The sequence below is a fragment of the Micromonospora sp. WMMD714 genome (assembly GCF_029581315.1).
In the GTDB taxonomy this organism is placed as follows: domain Bacteria; phylum Actinomycetota; class Actinomycetes; order Mycobacteriales; family Micromonosporaceae; genus Micromonospora; species Micromonospora rifamycinica.
This window is the reverse complement of sequence record NZ_CP120744.1, coordinates 4,957,196-4,973,755: the sequence shown is the minus strand read 5'-3', so window position 1 is coordinate 4,973,755 and position 16,560 is coordinate 4,957,196. Positions and strand designations below refer to the sequence as shown.

The following is a 16,560-nucleotide window of genomic DNA, read 5'->3' as shown; positions in this document are numbered from 1 at the left end:
CCTCGAAGGGCGACGTCCGGACACGGCCGCCGGGGCACCGGACCACGACCCGCCCCGGCCGGTCGGTGGGGACGCCGGACCACCCCGGGCCGCCCGCCGTGCGGCACGGGCGGCCCGGGGTGGACGTGGGGTCAGCGCAGCGTGCAGGCGGTCCCGTTCACGGCGAACCCGGTCGGGGTCGCGTTGGTGCCGGTGTACGAGGCGTTGAAGCCGAGGTTGACCGAGGCGTTCGGCGCGACCGCGCCGTTGTAGCTCTCGTTGGTCACCGTGACCTCGCTGCCGCTCTGGCTGAACCGGCCCGACCAGCCCTGGCTGATCTGCTGGTTACCGGTGAACCGGAAGGTCAGCCGCCACGACGACCAGGCGGCCGCGCTGGTGTTGGTCAGCGTGACGCTACCGGTGAAGCCGGTGCTCCAGCTGTTCGCCGAGTACGTCACCGCGCACCCACCGGCCGGCGGCGGCGTGGTGGTCGGCGGGGGCGTGGTGGTGGGCGGCGGGGTGGTGGTCGGCGGGGGCGGGGTGGTGGTCGGCGGCGGCGTCACCGTGGGGGTCGGCGTCGGGTCCGGCCCGGTGCCGGTGCCCGCCTGCTCGGCCGCCCAGTGCACCAGCCAGGCCATCGCCGAGTTCCAGTTGATCGCCACCTCGTTGACCGAGTACGCCCCGATGTCGTCGACGAAGCACTTCTGCGGCTTGCAGCCACCGAGCTGGGCCTGGACGACCGGGTCCTGCAACTCGCTGTTCGGGCCGCCGGAGAGCGAGCCGGGCGGCGCGGTGGGCAGTGAACCGTCGTTCTGGTTGGCCCAGAACCGGTGGTGCACGTTGCGCACCGGCTTGTCGCCGTAGCCGGCCACGTAGGACTGGTTGAGCGGGTTGCGGCCGAGCAGGTAGTCGTAGGCGGCGAAGGCCCCGTTGCGGTACTTCGTCGTGCGGGTCAGGTCGTAGGCCACCGCGAGGACGTTGGCGTTGTTGGCGACCGCGCCGTTGGAACCCCAGTAGTACGTGCCGTTGCCGCTGCCCGGGGCCGGGTAGCCCTGGTTGGCGATCTGGGCGAGCATCCGGTCGGCGAAGCCGACGATCGCCGAGCGGATCGCGCTCACGTCGCCACTGGCCAGACCGGTCGGCACCAGCGCCAGGGTGGTGTCGCCCAGCCCGGCCGTCCAGCTCCAGTCGTACGCGCCCCGGGTGAAGCTGGCGCCCCGGGCGTGCGGGGAGCTGCTGAGGTCGTTGCGGTAGCCGGTGTTGCCGGTGGTGGCGTACAGCTCCGCCGCGGCCCAGTAGAACTCGTCGGTGACGGTGTTGTCCTCGTACGCCCCGCCGCCGGTGTTGTCGGTGGCGGGGGCCAGCCGGTTCGGGTTGGCCTTCGCCGCCGTGTACGCCTTCTCGGCGGCGGCCAGCGCCCGGGAGGCGAAGGCGGCGTCGAACGGCTTCCACAACCGGGACGCCTGGGCGGCCACCGCGGCCATGTTGAGGGTGGCGGCGGTGCTCACCGGGGAGAGCAGCCGCGCCTCACTGTCCAGCTCGGGACGGGTGGGCAGCGCGGTCCAGTTCTGGTCGTGGATCTTGTGGTGGACCATGCCGGCGTTGGTCCGGCCGTCCGGCACCTGCATCTTGAGCAGGAACTCCAGCTCCCAGCGGGCCTCGTCGAGCACGTCCGGCACCCCGTTGGACCGCTCCGGGATGGCCAGCGTGCCGTCGGCGACGGCCGACTTGTCCGCCCCGGCGACGTGCAGGGTCCGCTCGTAGATGTTCTGGAGCTGCCAGGTGGCCAGGCCACCGTTGACCACGTACTTGCCCTGGTCACCGGCGTCGTACCAGCCACCGCGCACGTCCAGGGTGTAACCGCAGGAGGTGCGGCACGGGACGTTGTTGTCGCCTCGGTTCGGGGCGACGTTGACGTGCCCGGCCGGGCGGGCGTACCGGGAACCCACGTACTGGGCGTCGATCGGGGTGCCGCTGCGCTGGTGGTAGAAGAACGCCAGCGAGTCACCGCGCAGCCGGCGGACCGGGTCGGCGGAGATGTCGAACGGGTAGCTGTTGCTCCCGCCGACCGACAGCACGTAGCCCGTGCCCGGGGTGTCGTAGGCGGAGAAGTCGGCGATGTGCACCGAATCGCCGGAGAGCGCGTCGGTGCCCCGTACCGTGGTCTGCCCGGAGGCGACCGTGGCGCCGCCGGAGTTGCGCAGCGTCCAGCCGAGCGGGGAGTTCGCGGAGTTCACGACGGTGGCCTGCTTGGGCAGCCCTGGCACGTAGGCGACCTGGTTGACCTTGACCGGTGAGCCGGGGTCGGGGGCGGCGGAGGCGAGCTGCGGCACGGCCGCGAGCCCGCCGAGGGCGAGCAGGGCGGCAGCCGCGAGCGCGACCGGACGCCGTCGGGGATGCTGGGGCATGGGGCCTCTTCCGGTGGTGATGGCAGTGACCATCCGACCGGGCTCCAGCGCAGCATTGATCCGCCGGGCGGTCGGACAGACCGTCGACGGGAGCGCTCCACCCACCATAGAGCAGCGTCATTCCGTTGGGAAGCCACCGCCCAACGGCTGCACCGTCCGGGTGTCGCCGTCGTAACTGCGCGCCGCGACGAACCGACCCGCCGGCCGGTCGCCGTCGACCACCGCGCGGGCCAGCCGCCGGTCGTGGTCGCGGAAGCGCAACGCCAGGCTCAGGTGCGGAATCCAGTGGCCCGGGGCGTGCCAGGGCCGCCGGCCGTCTGCGCCGTCGAGCGCGGCCCAGACGGCCCGGTGCAGACCGGTCAGCGCCGCCGTGGGCCGCACGGGCCAGACCAACGGGGCGCTGCCGTCGAGCACCGTCGCCCGGTCCAGCCGGACCGGCAGGGGCAGCGCGTCGTCGAAGAGCCCGGCGAGCCGGTCCGCCGCGCCGGGCGGGAAGTCGTCCACCGCGGCCAGGGTCAGGTGCGGCCGGTTCGTCGGATGACCGTGCCGCGCCAGGCTGGGCAGCCCCGCCCCGGCCAACCGGCCCCAGGCGGCGCGGACCGCCTCCTCCAGCGCCGGACAGCAGAGCAGCTCGACCGTCCGCACGTCCGTCAGGCTATCGGGCGGTTCCCGCCGCCGCTGTGCCGACCGGCACGGTTGTGCCGGTCGGCGGAACGGCCCGACGGGGGTGATGGAAAACTTTGCCCCATGAGTTCCGCACCCACACCGACCGACCTCTCCGCGCCCGGCGAATCCGACGGGGTGCCCGCCTTCGTCGATCTCGGGCTGCGCGCCGAGCTGCTGGGCGCCCTCGCCGCCCTCGGCTACGAGGAGCCGACCCCGATCCAACGGGAGGCGATCCCGCTGCTGCTGGCCGGCCGGGACCTGCTCGGACAGGCCGCCACCGGTACGGGCAAGACCGCCGCGTTCGCCCTGCCCCTGTTGCAGCGGATGCCGGAGGATCGCAGCGGCGGCGACCCGGTGTCGCTGGTGCTGGTGCCCACCCGCGAACTGGCCGTCCAGGTCTCCGAGGCGTTCCACCGGTACGGCAAGGATCTCGGCGCCCGGGTGCTGCCGATCTACGGCGGCCAGCCGATCGGCCGCCAGTTGCGCGCCCTGGACCTCGGGGTGGACGTGGTGGTGGCCACCCCGGGACGGGCGCTGGACCACATCGCCCGGGGCACCCTGCGGCTGGGGTCGTTGGCCACGGTGGTGCTGGACGAGGCCGACGAGATGCTCGACATGGGTTTCGCCGAGGACATCGAGGCGATCCTGGAGCACGCCCCCGCGCAACGCCAGACGGTGCTCTTCTCGGCCACCATGCCGGCCCGGATCGACGGCCTGGCCCGTAAGCACCTGACCGACCCGGAGCGGATCCAGATCGGCCGCGAGCAACCGGTGGCCGGCGAGGCCCCCCGGGTGCGGCAGAGCGCGTACATCGTCACCCGGGCACACAAGCCGGCGGTGCTGGGTCGGGTGCTGGACGTGGAGTCCCCGACCGCCGCGATCGTGTTCTGTCGCAGCCGGGAGGAGGTCGACCGGCTGACCGAGACCATGAACGGGCGGGGCTACCGGGCCGAGGCGCTGCACGGCGGGATGAGCCAGGAGCAGCGGGACCGGGTGATGGGCCGGCTGCGCGCCGGGACCGCCGACCTGCTGGTGGCCACCGACGTGGCGGCCCGCGGGTTGGACGTCGAGCAGCTCACCCACGTGGTCAACTACGACGTGCCGTCGGCGCCGGAGTCGTACGTGCACCGGATCGGCCGGGTGGGTCGGGCCGGTCGGGAAGGGGTGGCGATCACCCTCGCCGAGCCCCGGGAACACCGGATGCTCAAGACCATCGAGCGGGTCACCGGCCAGCGGATCGACATCGACAAGATCCCCACGGTGGCGGACCTGCGGACCCGCCGGATGGCGCTGACCCAGGCGGCGCTGCGGGAGAGCCTGCTGGAGGACGATCTGGACCCGTTCCGGGTGATCGTGGAGTCGCTGTCGGACGAGTTCGACCTGATGGAGGTGGCGCTGGCGGCCGTCAAGCTGGCCCACGAGGCGGCCCTGCCCGGCTCCGACGACGAGGAGGAGATCCCGCAGGTGACAGTCCGCCCGCCCCGCGAGTCCCGGCCCGGGTTCGACGGTCGGGGCGGCGACCGGCGCGGCGGGGGCGGCCGCCCCCGTACCGGCGGCACCGCGCAGGTCTTCATCGGCCTGGGTCGCCGCGCCGGGGTCCGCCCGCAGGACCTGGTCGGTGCGATCACCGGGGAGACCCGGGTCAGCGGCCGGGACATCGGCTCGATCGAGATCGCCGACCGGTTCTCCCTCGTGGAGGTGCCGCAGGGTGTCGCCGACGAGGTGATCGCGGGACTGCGCAACAGCACCATCAAGGGCCGCAAGGCGACCGTACGGCGCGACCGCGGCGGCGAGGGGCACTGACACCCCCGGGTGACCGGCCCGCGCCCCGTCCCGGGCGCGAGCCGGTCGCTGGTGCTCAGAGCGGGTACGGCCCGAACCGGCCCCAGGCCACGATCGCCGCCAGCACCAGCAGCACCGCGGTCAGCGCGGTGCCGGGGTGTTCCTTGGCCCGGGCGTGCACCACGACCGCGCCGGCCATCACGATCACCAGCCCGACGGCGGCCAGCGGGGTGAGCACCGTGGCGATGCCGGTGAGGCCGGGCAGGACCAACCCGACCGCGGCCAGCACCTCGGCCGCGCCGAGCGCCTTGACCTGGGCGGGTGGCACGTTCTCCACCCAGCCCATCCGGTCGCGCAGCTTCTCCTTGGGTTGGCTCAGCTTGGTCAGTCCCGCGCCGGCGAAGAGTGCGGCGAGCAGGATCTGCAGGATCCACAGGAACACGTTCACGGAAGATCGCCTCCGGGGGGGTGCCACCGTGCGGTGACGGATGCGGGAAACGGGAACGTCCAGGCTACGGGCCGGTCCGCCCCCGACGCCCGGACGGGACGTCGGGAACGGACCGGTCGTCGGAGGGGACGGTGTGTCGGACGGGACGGTGTGTCGGACAGGACGCCTCAGGCGGCGCCGACCGGCTGACCGCCGAGCGCCCCGGCCTCGATCTCGGCCGGGCGCAACGCCAGGGCGAGCACGTCCGCGACGTCGGCCAGGGTGTGCACGGTCAGCGCCTCGCGGACCTCGGTGGGCAGGTCGTCGAGGTCCGGTTCGTTCCGGGCCGGGATGATCACCTCGGTCAGTCCGGCCCGGTGCGCGGCGAGCAGCTTCTGCTTGACCCCGCCGATCGGCAGCACCCGCCCGGAGAGCGTCACCTCGCCGGTCATCCCGAACTCGGGCCGCACCGGCCGGCCGGTCACCAGGGAGGCCAGCGCGGTGACCATGGTGATGCCGGCGCTCGGTCCGTCCTTCGGCACCGCGCCCGCCGGGACGTGCAGGTGGATCCGGTGTCCGGCGAGGACGTTCGGGTCCAGCCCGTACCGCCGTCCGTTGGCCCGCAGGTACGACCAGGCGATGTGCGCCGACTCCTTCATCACGTCGCCGAGCTGCCCGGTCAGGGTCAACCCGGGCTCACCCTCCATGCTGGTCGCCTCGATGAAGAGCACGTCGCCACCCGCGCCGGTGACCGCCAGGCCGGTGGCCACGCCGGGCACCGCCGTCCGCTCCGCCGACTCCGGGGTGAACTTCGGCCGGCCCAGGTAACGGGCCAGGTTGCCGGTGTCCACCCGGACCGGGGCCGGGTCGGTAGCCAGGGTGACCGCGACCTTACGCAGGATCTTCGCCAGCGCCCGTTCGAGCTGCCGTACGCCGGCCTCCCGGGTGTACTCCCCCGCGATCCGGGCGAGTGCCTCGTCGGCCACGGTGGCCTCGTCGGTGGTCAGCCCGGCCCGCTGGAGCTGCCGGGGCAGCAGGTGGTCGCGGGCGATGGCGACCTTCTCGTCCTCGGTGTAACCGTCCAGGGTGACCAGTTCCATCCGGTCCAGCAGCGGGCCGGGGACGGTCTCCACCACGTTGGCGGTGGCCAGGAACAGCACGTCGGACAGGTCGAGGTCGACCTCCAGGTAGTGGTCCCGGAAGGTGTGGTTCTGCGCCGGGTCGAGCACCTCCAGCAGGGCGGCGGCCGGATCGCCGGCGTACCCGACGGCCAGCTTGTCCACCTCGTCGAGGAGCACCACCGGGTTCATCGAGCCGGCCTCGCGCAGGGCACGGACGATCCGGCCGGGTAGCGCGCCCACGTAGGTGCGCCGGTGGCCGCGGATCTCGGCCTCGTCGCGGACGCCGCCGAGCGACACCCGGACGAAGTTGCGGCCCAGGGCACGGGCCACCGACTCGCCGAGGCTGGTCTTGCCGACGCCGGGCGGACCGGCGAGGGCGAGCACCGCGCCGGAGCCGCGTCCGCCGACCACGCCGAGGTTGCGCTCGGCCCGACGGTTGCGCACCGCCAGGTACTCCAGGATGCGGTCCTTCACGTCGGCCAGGCCGGCGTGGTCGGCGTCGAGCACCGCGCGGGCCGCCGCCAGGTCGGTGTTGTCGTCGGTACGCGTGCTCCACGGCATCTCCAGCACCGTGTCCAGCCAGGTGCGGATCCAGCCGGCCTCCGGGGAGGCGTCGCTGGCCCGTTCCAGCTTGCCGACCTCGCGCAGCGCCGCCTCGCGGACCTTGTCCGGCAGGTCGGCGGACTCCACCCGGGCGCGGTAGTCGGCGGAGCCGTCCGGCTCGTCCTCGCCCAGTTCCTTGCGGATCGCGGCGAGCTGCTGGCGGAGCAGGAACTCCCGCTGGGACTTCTCCAGCCCCTCCCGGACGTCGCTGTTGATCTGCTCGGTCACCTCCTGCTCGGCCAGGTGCTCCTTCACCCAGCCGACCAGGAGCTCCAGCCGGGCGGTGACGTCGGGCGCGGCGAGCAGCTCGGTCTTCTGCGGCAGGCTGAGCCAGGGCGCGTAGCCGGCCGCGTCGGCGAGTTCGGACAGGTCGGTCATCCGTTCCATCGCGTCGATGACCTGCCAGGCGCCCCGCTGCTGGAGGACCGAGGTCATCAGGGCGCGGTACTCCCGGGCCAGGTCGCGGGCGCGACCGGCGGGAGCGGGTTCGTCGAGTCGGGTGGCCTCCACCCAGAGGGCCGCGCCGGGGCCGGGAACCCCGGAGCCGATCCGGGCCCGGGCCAGGCCGCGCACCACCGCGGCGGGTTCACCGTCGGGGAGCCGGCCCACCTTCTCGATGGTGGCGATCGTGCCGACGGGGCCGTACTCGCCGTCGATACGCGGCACGGCGAGCAGGGTCTTGTCGCCGCTGGCCCGCGCCGCGTCCACGGCGGCCTGGGTGGTCGGGTCCAGGGTCACCGGGATGACCATGCCGGGCAGCAGGACGACGTCGGTGAGGGGAAGTACCGGAAGGGTTGCCATCGGACACCTGCCATCGGGTCTAGTTGAGCGTGTCTCACTCAAGTCACAAACCGTGCCCCGTGTTCCTCCCTGTGACCCAGGACACATCCCGGGTGCCGCCGACCGCAGTGCCCAGCATTGCCCGGTGCGGGATTTCCCAGGATTGGCGCGACCCGCCAAATGAAGGAGAGCCATTTTGTTGCGGATTTGCCGTCAGATACGTCAAACTCTTAGCACACCCCGCTCAACACAGGGAGTAATGGCGATGGCAAGGAAAGTAATCACCGTTCTGACCGACGACCTCGACGGCGGAAAGGCCGATCGGACCGTCGAGTTCAGCCTGGACGGGGCGGCGTACACCATCGACCTCTCCGACGAGAACGCGGGGGTGCTGCGCAAGGCGCTGGACGCCTACATCACCGCTGGCCGTCGAATGGGGCGCGGTGTGGTCGAGGCCGGCCGTCCGGCCCGCCGCCCAGCTCGGGCCGGTGTCTCGGGAATGGATCGCGAGCAGAACCGGGCGATCCGGGAATGGGCCACCAAGAACGGCCACGAGATTTCCGAGCGCGGCCGCATCCCGGTCTCGGTCGTGGAGGCGTGGAAGAACCGCTGACCGGCAGGTCGGATCACGATCGGGTGCGCCGGGGTCACGCTGGGATATCAGCGTGCCCCCGGCGCATTTGCGCTGTACACAATTTCCACGCGGTGGCGGGGCGGCGAAAACCGTTGCCGACCCACCCCGGGGGACGACACAGAGCTGCGGGCCGTCCCGGGGTCTCCCCCGGGACGGCCCGCAGCCGTCGTCCGTGTCGGTCAGTTGACCCGGATACGCACCACGTCGAAGGCGGGGGTCTGGTTGGCCCGCTCCATCATCGGCACTCGGTGCGAGCCGTCACCGGCCCAGACCGCGCACTGCGCCGTACCCGACTGCGGCAGGCCCGGGATCTGGATGGTCACGTCGTCGGACTGGTTGCCGCCCTTACCGTCCTCGGTGGCCACGAAGAACGCCGGGACGTCCTGCGGGTTGGACGGCGCCTGGTTGGTGTTCTGCAGCATCCGGCAGGCGGTGTGGAAGTGACCACGGGTCAGGCCCTGCCCGTTGAGCACCGAGCTCTCCAGGTAGTAACCGCCCTGCCCGGCCGCCAGGAAGCGGTCCCGGACCAGGTTACGGGTGGAGACCTTCAGGCTGAAGGCCTGGTTGCGCTGCACCTGGTTCGGGAACTGCGTGATCAGCAGCGACGGGTTGTTGGCCGCCGCGCCGACCTCGCCGAACGCGGTGCTGACGCAGCGGTTGCCGTTCTGGAAGCCGTCGTGCGGCTGCAACCGGCTGTTGGCGCAGTCCTTGGCGAGCACGCCCAGGGCGTTGCCGTTGTTGCCGTTCTGGCCGCCGTTGTTGCCGTTGTTGTTGCCGCCGTTGTTGTTGCCGCCGTTCTGACCGCCGTTGTTCTGGCCGCCGTTCTGACCGCCGTTGTTGTTGCCGCCGTTGTTCTGGCCGCCGTTGTTGGCCGCCACCTGGCAGCCGGCGAGCTGCTCCAGGCCCTGCGGGCGCTGGGCGAACCGGCCGATCGCGGTGGCGATCCGGTTCAGCGCGGACCGACGCTTGTCGGCCAGCGGGCCGAGGATGGCGTTGTCGATGAACGCCTTCCCGTTGCGCCCCTCGGCGGCCAACCGCTTGTTGGCGTCGTCGATCTGGGTCTTGAGCAGGGCCAGTTCCTTGTCCACCTCGGCCTTGGCCTGGGCCGGGATCTGCGGCAGCCGCGGGGTGACCTCCGGGCAGGCCACCGTGGAGGCCAGCGTGGTCACCGGGGCGTTGCCGGCCTTGACCGCCTGACACTCGGCGACGGACATCTGCCCGTCACCCCAGTGGTTCCGAACCCAGCGACCGTTCTGCCACGTCTGGGTGGTGCTGCCGCGCCCGCTCGGCGAGGTGGCACCGGGGCTCGGTGCGACGCAGGCCGACGAGACGTTGCGGGTCTGCTGCCGCGGCTTGTCCCCGGCCGATGAGATCTGGGTGACGGCGGCGATACCGCCGAAGACGACGAGCGCACCGACCGCCGCCAGCAGCCGCTTGCTCCGCGCGTTACCGGATGACCGGCGTGCCCCTGTGGACCTGCGCATCGAATTGCTCTCCTTCTCGATCCGGTACCTGACTCGTGTCCCCGACGAGGAGACGCCCATTCGGGTCCGTCGCCCCCGTCGAGGGGCACTGCGACGTTCCGGTCGCACGTCGATGGCCGACGATGCCTTTCCGCACCGTCCGCCGCGTCGGGTGGCGCGGCTGGGAAGATCCTGTCCATTCCCGCTTAGGTACGGGCCGGGTCGGGCGAAGGTTCAACACGATCCGAAGGAACCGGGACTGTTTTCCGGGCGGGCCGGAATGTCACCAACCGTCGCCGGTAAATGACGGCGGGTCGTTCCGATGGGTCAGTCCACGCAGAGATGGTCGAAGGCGAACGGCGTGCTCAGCTCGTCACGCCGGTCCCGCAGGGCACGGATCTGTCGGCGCAGCTCGTCCCGGTCGAGCAGGGTGGCGTCGTCGCACTCGACGTCGGCCAGCCGGTCGCCCACCGCCACGGCCGCGAGATCCTCGGCCAGCCGGCCGGGGTCCACCCCGCAGTGCAGCCGGCTGCCGTGCACGGTGACCCGTTCCACCAGGCACCGGCCGGGCCGCACCTCGACCCAGCTCCAGCCCTCGGCCACCGCACCGTGCCAACGCACGTGCAGTCCGCGCACGATCGGGTCACTGAGCCGCCGCGACACGTACGCCTCGACGGCCGCCGCCCGGGACAGCGCGCCGAGATCGTTGACCGGTCCCGTGCGCCCGTCCGGCAGCCGGCCGACGATGTCGCGGTAGTCGACCCGGGCGTCGTCCGGCTCGTCCGGGGCCGCACCGGCGGTGTAGGCACGCGCGTCGACCAGGTACGTGACGATCCGGCGGCCGTGTCCGGCGGCCCGCAGCGTCGGCGAGCCGATCCGTACCACCGGCAGGCCCACCGCCGCGCACACCGCCGCGCACGTCCGCTCGGCCCGCTGCCGCGCCGAACCGGCCGCCGCCACGGGGCCGACGGTCAGGGCGAACAACGGGACACCGGTGCCGGCGGCGCAGACGACGTGGTCGAACTCCTCCCGCACGGCCGAACTCCACTGGTGCCCGGTGACCCCGGCCGGCCGCCGCGCCACCAGGTCACCGAGCCGACGGGGGCCGTACACCGCCTGCCCGGCCCGGACGACCAGCGGCGCGGCACCGGCCGGCACCGGCCGCAGCCGGGCGTCGTCGGTGGCGGTACGCGTCATCGTCGGTCGGTCCGTCCGTGCTGGGGAGGGTGACCGCAGGAGTCTAGGACGCCGGACCCGGTTCCCGCCTCGCCGGTACCGCCGGGACCGGGCGGCACGTGCGGGCACCGACCGGTGTCTCTACGCTCACGGGGTGCTGCACGACGGACCGGCCCCCCAACTGTTGACCAAACGGAGTCTCGTCACGGTCTCCCACGCCATCGAGCGGTCGGCGCTGACCACCGCCGAGGACGGCCCGCTGGTGGTGATCGCCCTGTTCCAGCGGATGCCGTACTTCCTGCGGGAGCAGGAGCGCTACCGTCGGATCACCGCGGGCGCGGCGGTCACCGTGGTCGGGCTGGTCGGACAGACACCGCCGGAGCTGCCGCCCGGTGGGTACGCGGTGGCGCTGGCGGAGACCGAGGAGCTGGCCCAGGAGTGGAGCGTGGTCGCGTTGACCCCCCGGTTCGGGGCCAGCCTGGTGGCTCGGGACCAGCGGGCGGTGACGGTCGCCGGCACCCTGGAGGAGGGGCGACTCTTCTCCGGCCACTGGGGGTTCCGGCGGGACGAGGCGCTGCACGAGGTGATCCGGCTGCGGGCGCTGCTCGGCGACCGGCTGCCCCCGGCCGCGCTGACCGCGATCGACCAGGTGCTGCGCCGGGTCCTGGACCTGCCGGCGACCCCCGGCGAGAGCCGCGCCGAGGCGGCGCTGCGGCTGATGGCCGAGCGGGTCGACCGCGCCCACCACGGTGGGCCAGGACGGGCCGCCGTGGTGGAGGAGGGCGCGTCGGGCCTGGTCGACGAGGCGACGCTGCACCGCTGGACGGGGCGGGACGGGGTGACCGCCGCCGGCACCCTGCCGGTGGCGCTGATCGGGGTACGGGTCGGTGAGCCGGCCGGCGCCCCGGAGCGCTTCGGACGGCGCAGCGCGGCCCGGGAGGCGCAGGCGGTGATCGCCGCGTTGACCGCGCCGCTGCGCCCGGTCGACCGGGCGGTCCGCCTCGCCCCCGACGAGTACCTGCTGGTCCTGCCGTCGCTGAGCCGGCAGGAGGCGCTGGCGGTGGCCAGTCAGGTGCACACCTCGGTGGCCGGGCTGGCCCGGTCGTACCCGTTCGTGTCCTTCGCGGTGCACACGGCGGTCACGGTGACCGACCGACGGCCGCTGCCGGTGGCCGACGTCCGGCACGCCGTCGACTGGGCGGCTCGGGAGGGCGTCCCGGTGGCCACGGTCGCCCGGGAGGCCGTCGCGAGCGCCGTGCCCTGAGCGGGGGGACACCGGGGTGGTCCCTCGGGGACTGGGCGGTGGCGGCGGCTCAGGCCACCGGGGTCACTCCACCCGGCGTCCGGGCCGCCGCCTCGTCGTCCAGGTCGTACCCGATGGTGCTGGTGACCTGGACCACCCCGCTGACCTGGCCGGCGAGCTTCACCGCCAGCTCGGCGGCGGTCCGCCGGTCCAGCCGGCCATCCAACCGCACCGCCCCGTCGCGGACCTGCACGGTGACCAACCCGTCCCGGACCGCCAACACCCGCCGCAGCACCTCCTGCACCACGTCCTCGCGGATCTCGGCGTCGCTGCGCAGGTGCACCCGGAGCAGGTCGCTGCGGGTGACGATGCCGACCAGCCGGCCCAGGTCGTCGAGGACCGGCAGCCGCTTGACCGCCTCCCGGTCCATCAGCCGGGCCGCCGCCGGCAGTGACGCCCCCGGGTGGGTGGTGACCGCAGGCGCGGTCATCAGCTCCCCCGCCAGCAGCGCCTCCGCCTTCTCCCGGGAGGCCCGGCGTCGCCGCCCGGCGAAGGCCCGCCGCTCCTCCTGCACCCCGGAATGCTCCACCTTGTGCAGCAGGTCCGCCTCGGACACCACCCCCAGCACGCGCCGGAACCCGTCCACCACCGGCACCGCGCTGATGCCGCGCCGGACCAGCACGTCGACGATCGCCCGGTAGGGGGTCTCCTCCCCCACCGTGGCGACCTCCCGGGTCATCACGTCCTCCACCTGCCACGTCCTCATCACGACCTCCTCGGGGCTCTCGCGACCGACGCTAGGGCTGGCCGCACCGGTCGGGGCAGAGGCGGACGGACCGGGGCCGGCGGGGCCGAAGGTCCCGCCCGGAGGCCGGTGCCGGGGGACTTAGGTCCCGCCCCGGCACGGACCGGTCGGCCCTGCCGGGACGGCCGCCGTCGGCGTGGAATGTAACTGCCACCGGGAAGTGCGGTGCCAGGCAGAGAAGGGACGTGGAGACCATGACCGCGACGATCGAGCGGAACACCACCGCCGGGACCATCGCACCGGTGGCGGGAACCGAGACCACCCGGCAGCGGGCCGCCCGGTACGTCTGGGCCGGCACCCGGATCGCCCTCGGCTGGATCTTCCTCTGGGCGTTCCTGGACAAGCTGTTCGGCCTCGGTCACGAGACCGAGACGAAGAACGCCTGGATCAACGGCGGCAGCCCGACCAAGGGTTTCCTCGCCTTCGGCGCGAAGGGTCCGTTCCAGGGGCTCTACCAGGACATCGCCGGCGCGGCCTGGGCCGACTGGCTGTTCATGATCGGCCTGGCCGGCATCGGGGTGGCCCTGCTGCTCGGCATCGGGATGCGGCTCGCCGCGGTCGCCGGTGGCCTGCTCATGGTGCTGATGTGGACCGCCGTCCTGCCTCCCGCGAACAACCCCTTCATGGACGACCACCTGATCTACGCCGCGGTGCTGGCCGGTCTCGCCCTGGTCGGCGCGGGGAACACCCTCGGTCTCGGCCGGGTCTGGGCCACGCTCCCGCTGGTGCGCCGGTTCGGCTGGCTCAGGTGACCGACCGCACGGCCAGGGGCGCCACCTCGACGGTGGCGCCCCTCGCCGGGCGTCCGCCCCGGGTCGGGATTCCCGGCCCCGGGACCGCCGGGAATCGGCCCGTCACGATCGGGCAGGATCGACACCGACCGGACGATCGTGCGACGACGGAGGAGACAGCGATGAACACGCCCCAGGCAGGCAAGCCGGAGATCGGTCCGATCGAGGGCGCCCCGCCGGCCGACCTCGTGATCGAGGACCTCACGGTCGGCGACGGCCCCGAGGCCCAGCCGGGTCAGCTGGCCAACGTGCACTACGTCGGGGTGTCCCACTCCACCGGCCGTGAGTTCGACGCCTCCTGGAACCGGGGCGAGGCCTTCGAGTTCCCGCTCGGCGGCGGCCGGGTCATCGCCGGCTGGGACCAGGGCGTGGTGGGCATGAAGGTCGGCGGCCGTCGCCGGCTCACCATCCCGCCGCACCTGGGCTACGGCAGCCGGGGCGCGGGCGGCGTCATCAAGCCGAACGAGACCCTGGTCTTCGTCGTCGACCTGCTCGGCGTCCGCTGACCTGCGGTGGGGTCGCCGGCACCGCCCGGCGGCCCCACCGGCACGTCTACCGGAACCCCGGGCCGAACTGCCCGGGATCTACGGCCGGGCCGTACGCCGGACCCGGCACCGGACGGACACGGTGCGGGCCGGAGGCGATGCGGGACGGCCACGGCACCGGCCTGAGGCGGCACGGGCCGACGGCACGAACACGGCGCGGGCCGGAGGCGGGATCGTGGCGGTCAGGCGCAGGCGGCCAGGGGACGGTGCGTGACCTCGACCGGGGCGTCGCCGTGCCGGACCGCGATGATCCGGTGCAGGCCGGTGGCCCGCAGCACCCGGGCGACCACCGGATCGGGGTCGACCACCACCAGCTCACCGCCGCGGGCCCGCACCCTGAGGTGGGCGGCGACCAGCGCCCGCACCCCGGCGGCGGAGAGCACCTGCACGCCGGAGAGGTCGAGCCGGAGCACCGGACGGGCCGGTGCGGCCCAGAGCGCCGCCCGGAACGCGCCGACGGTGGCGATGTCGATCTCGCCGACCGCGCGCAGCTCGGCCACGTCGTCGGCCACCCTGAGCCGCACGTGGAAGCGGTCGTCCTCGCCCTGCGTCATGCCCCGAATCTAGCCCGTCCCCCCGACATTTCCGCCCTGCCCAGGGCGGGTCTCCGGGTAGTCCCAGGGTCGCCCCGGAGCCGACCCCTACTCCTCCTCAGGGTGGAGAGCCGCCGGCCACGCGCAGCCGCACCCGAGGAGCCCGTAAGGCGTACGGACCCCGGGCGGGAGGCGGTACGACCGGCCGCCGGTGACCGACGGGCCGGGCGTACCGCGATCGTCCTCCCCGGCCGGTGTCAGCCGCCGCTGGGCGACGGCGCGGGCGACGAACCGCCGGCGACCGCCCCCGGGTGCGACGGGCTGGTGGTGGGCGCCGGCTTCAGACCCGGCGGTACGGGCAGCGCGCTGCCCCGGGCGAACTCGGCCCAGCTGGTGTTCCAGGCCGTCCAGCCGTTGCCCGGCCGCAGCGGCACCTCGGTGCCCTTCACGGTGACCAGGTCGCCGACCTGGGTGACGCCCATCAGCCAGTCGGCGGCGGTGGACGAGACGTTGGCGCACCCGTGCGAGACGTTGGTGTACCCCTGGTCCCCCTCCGACCAGGGCGCGGCGTGGATGAACTCGCCGCCCCAGGTGAGGCGCTGGGCGTCCTCGACGTCGACCACGTAGCCGCCGTCCGGCTCACCCCGGGTGTCGAACCGGGTCTGCTGGTGCTTCTCCATGATCACCATCTTGCCGCTGGAACTCGGCGTGCTCGGCTTGCCCAGGCTGACCGGGATCCGGCGGACCAGCCGGCCGTCCTGGAAGACCGACATCTGCTTGGTGGCGTTGTCGATGTCCAGGGCCACCTGCCGGCCGATCTTCGAGGTGGACCGCCGGTCGGCGTCGCCGACGTACTCCTTGCCGATCGGCAGCCCCTCCAGGGCGGACCGGACGCTGATCGTCGTCCCGCTGCGCCAGAAGTCGGGCGCGCGGTAGTACACCTGACTGCCGTCCTCCAGCCACGACCAGGTGCCCGGCTGCGGCGGATCGGTCTCCACGAACAATCGTCGCTGCACGGCCGCCCGGGCCTCCCGGGGAATTGCCGGTTCGAAAGCCACCGTCACCGGCATCGCGGTGCCGTACGTCTGGTTACCGGCGAAATAGAGCACACTGGTCAACGCCTGCCGGTTCGTATTCGTCGCCGTGGTGAACGTGGTCCGCCCGACGGTCGTCCGGCCCGCGTCACCGGTCGCGGTCACCTCCGCGGTGTACGTCCGGCCGCCGGCCAGCGGGGCCGCCGGCACCCAGCTCGACCCGTCCTCCCTCGGCTCCCCGGCGACGACCTTCCCCTTGTCGTCGGTGAGCTTCACGCTGGTCACCCGCCCGCGCTGCACGACGGTGCCGACCTCGGCGCTGACCGGAACGTCCTTCGCCCGGTCGGCGGGCGTCACCGACACCGTGGGACCGGACGCCCCGCCGGTGGCCGCGCCGGCCGGCCGCTCCCGCTCGGCGGTGCACCCGCCGAGGGCCAACGGCGCGGCTGCGATGGTCACCGTCAGAAGCGTCAATCGCCGCCTCAGGTCCATATTCCGTCCCCCATTTCCAGTCCCCTTGGCCACATTCTGTACAGCGCTTCTCGGGCCGGGTCGTGCTTTTCGGGGAAC

At 73.3% G+C, this 16,560-nt stretch carries 14 protein-coding genes; 5 read left to right on the top strand and 9 right to left on the bottom strand.

The window, feature by feature from the left end; genetic code table 11:
- Positions 1-131: 131 nt before the first annotated feature.
- Both O7625_RS21185 and O7625_RS21180 read right to left on the bottom strand, forming a co-directional pair.
- Positions 132-2,387: a glycoside hydrolase family 9 protein gene (locus O7625_RS21185; RefSeq protein ID WP_282340891.1), complete on the bottom strand. Its 2,256-nt coding sequence runs from the start codon at positions 2,385-2,387 to the stop codon at positions 132-134.
- Between the two features lie 117 nt (positions 2,388-2,504).
- A complete protein-coding gene (locus O7625_RS21180; protein WP_282340888.1) occupies positions 2,505-3,032 on the bottom strand; it encodes a 2'-5' RNA ligase family protein in 528 nt (175 codons plus the stop codon).
- A 102-nt stretch (positions 3,033-3,134) separates the two neighbouring features.
- Here O7625_RS21180 and O7625_RS21175 point away from each other — a divergent pair, with 102 nt between their 5' ends.
- Entirely contained in the window at positions 3,135-4,856 is a 1,722-nt protein-coding gene (locus tag O7625_RS21175) for a DEAD/DEAH box helicase (RefSeq protein WP_282340886.1), read from the top strand.
- Between the two features lie 55 nt (positions 4,857-4,911).
- Here the strand turns inward: O7625_RS21175 and O7625_RS21170 are convergent, their stop codons facing one another.
- Positions 4,912-5,283, bottom strand: coding sequence for a DoxX family protein (locus O7625_RS21170; RefSeq protein WP_282340884.1), 372 nt, complete (start codon positions 5,281-5,283; stop codon positions 4,912-4,914).
- 167 nt (positions 5,284-5,450) lie between these two features.
- On the bottom strand, positions 5,451-7,787 hold the full coding sequence (lon, locus tag O7625_RS21165) for an endopeptidase La (protein ID WP_282340882.1): 2,337 nt from the start codon (positions 7,785-7,787) through the stop codon (positions 5,451-5,453).
- Positions 7,788-8,031: 244 nt separating this feature from the next.
- On the opposite strand from lon, the gene O7625_RS21160 reads away from it, so the two are divergent.
- Positions 8,032-8,379, top strand: a complete 348-nt coding sequence (locus O7625_RS21160; RefSeq protein WP_067308934.1) for an Lsr2 family protein — start codon at positions 8,032-8,034, stop codon at positions 8,377-8,379.
- Between the two features lie 200 nt (positions 8,380-8,579).
- On the opposite strand, the gene O7625_RS21155 is transcribed toward O7625_RS21160, so the two are convergent.
- Together O7625_RS21155 and O7625_RS21150 are read right to left on the bottom strand one after the other, a co-directional pair.
- Positions 8,580-9,884, bottom strand: a complete 1,305-nt coding sequence (locus O7625_RS21155; protein WP_282340878.1) for a hypothetical protein — start codon at positions 9,882-9,884, stop codon at positions 8,580-8,582.
- Between the two features lie 306 nt (positions 9,885-10,190).
- Positions 10,191-11,060, bottom strand: coding sequence for a hypothetical protein (locus O7625_RS21150; RefSeq protein ID WP_282340876.1), 870 nt, complete (start codon positions 11,058-11,060; stop codon positions 10,191-10,193).
- A 133-nt stretch (positions 11,061-11,193) separates the two neighbouring features.
- Between O7625_RS21150 and O7625_RS21145 the strand changes: the two genes are divergently transcribed.
- Positions 11,194-12,303: a DICT sensory domain-containing protein gene (locus O7625_RS21145; RefSeq protein WP_282340874.1), complete on the top strand. Its 1,110-nt coding sequence runs from the start codon at positions 11,194-11,196 to the stop codon at positions 12,301-12,303.
- Between the two features lie 49 nt (positions 12,304-12,352).
- Here the strand turns inward: O7625_RS21145 and O7625_RS21140 are convergent, their stop codons facing one another.
- Complete coding sequence (locus O7625_RS21140; RefSeq protein WP_282340872.1) at positions 12,353-13,048, bottom strand: CBS domain-containing protein; 696 nt, start codon at positions 13,046-13,048, stop codon at positions 12,353-12,355.
- A 224-nt stretch (positions 13,049-13,272) separates the two neighbouring features.
- Here O7625_RS21140 and O7625_RS21135 point away from each other — a divergent pair, with 224 nt between their 5' ends.
- Both O7625_RS21135 and O7625_RS21130 read left to right on the top strand, forming a co-directional pair.
- Positions 13,273-13,839: a DoxX family membrane protein gene (locus O7625_RS21135; RefSeq protein WP_282340870.1), complete on the top strand. Its 567-nt coding sequence runs from the start codon at positions 13,273-13,275 to the stop codon at positions 13,837-13,839.
- 161 nt (positions 13,840-14,000) lie between these two features.
- Positions 14,001-14,384, top strand: a complete 384-nt coding sequence (locus O7625_RS21130) for an FKBP-type peptidyl-prolyl cis-trans isomerase (RefSeq protein WP_282340868.1) — start codon at positions 14,001-14,003, stop codon at positions 14,382-14,384.
- Between the two features lie 221 nt (positions 14,385-14,605).
- Here the strand turns inward: O7625_RS21130 and O7625_RS21125 are convergent, their stop codons facing one another.
- Both O7625_RS21125 and O7625_RS21120 read right to left on the bottom strand, forming a co-directional pair.
- Complete coding sequence (locus O7625_RS21125) at positions 14,606-14,977, bottom strand: STAS domain-containing protein (protein ID WP_282340866.1); 372 nt, start codon at positions 14,975-14,977, stop codon at positions 14,606-14,608.
- 236 nt (positions 14,978-15,213) lie between these two features.
- Positions 15,214-16,482 carry an Ig-like domain-containing protein gene (locus tag O7625_RS21120; RefSeq protein ID WP_282340864.1) on the bottom strand — a complete coding sequence of 423 codons (1,269 nt, stop codon included), beginning with the start codon at positions 16,480-16,482 and terminating at the stop codon, positions 15,214-15,216.
- Positions 16,483-16,560: the final 78 nt, after the last annotated feature.

Excerpts from the sequence above, each read along its gene's own strand:
- O7625_RS21155 (WP_282340878.1), bottom strand. The coding sequence starts at position 9,884 with ATGCGCAGGTCCACAGGGGCACGCCGGTCATCCGGTAACGCGCGGAGC.
- O7625_RS21160 (WP_067308934.1), top strand. The coding sequence starts at position 8,032 with ATGGCAAGGAAAGTAATCACCGTTCTGACCGACGACCTCGACGGCGGA.
- O7625_RS21120 (WP_282340864.1), bottom strand. The coding sequence starts at position 16,482 with ATGGACCTGAGGCGGCGATTGACGCTTCTGACGGTGACCATCGCAGCC.
- O7625_RS21125 (WP_282340866.1), bottom strand. The coding sequence starts at position 14,977 with ATGACGCAGGGCGAGGACGACCGCTTCCACGTGCGGCTCAGGGTGGCC.
- O7625_RS21140 (WP_282340872.1), bottom strand. The coding sequence starts at position 13,048 with ATGAGGACGTGGCAGGTGGAGGACGTGATGACCCGGGAGGTCGCCACG.
- lon (WP_282340882.1), bottom strand. The coding sequence starts at position 7,787 with ATGGCAACCCTTCCGGTACTTCCCCTCACCGACGTCGTCCTGCTGCCC.
- O7625_RS21150 (WP_282340876.1), bottom strand. The coding sequence starts at position 11,060 with ATGACGCGTACCGCCACCGACGACGCCCGGCTGCGGCCGGTGCCGGCC.
- O7625_RS21175 (WP_282340886.1), top strand. The coding sequence starts at position 3,135 with ATGAGTTCCGCACCCACACCGACCGACCTCTCCGCGCCCGGCGAATCC.
- O7625_RS21130 (WP_282340868.1), top strand. The coding sequence starts at position 14,001 with ATGAACACGCCCCAGGCAGGCAAGCCGGAGATCGGTCCGATCGAGGGC.
- O7625_RS21185 (WP_282340891.1), bottom strand. The coding sequence starts at position 2,387 with ATGCCCCAGCATCCCCGACGGCGTCCGGTCGCGCTCGCGGCTGCCGCC.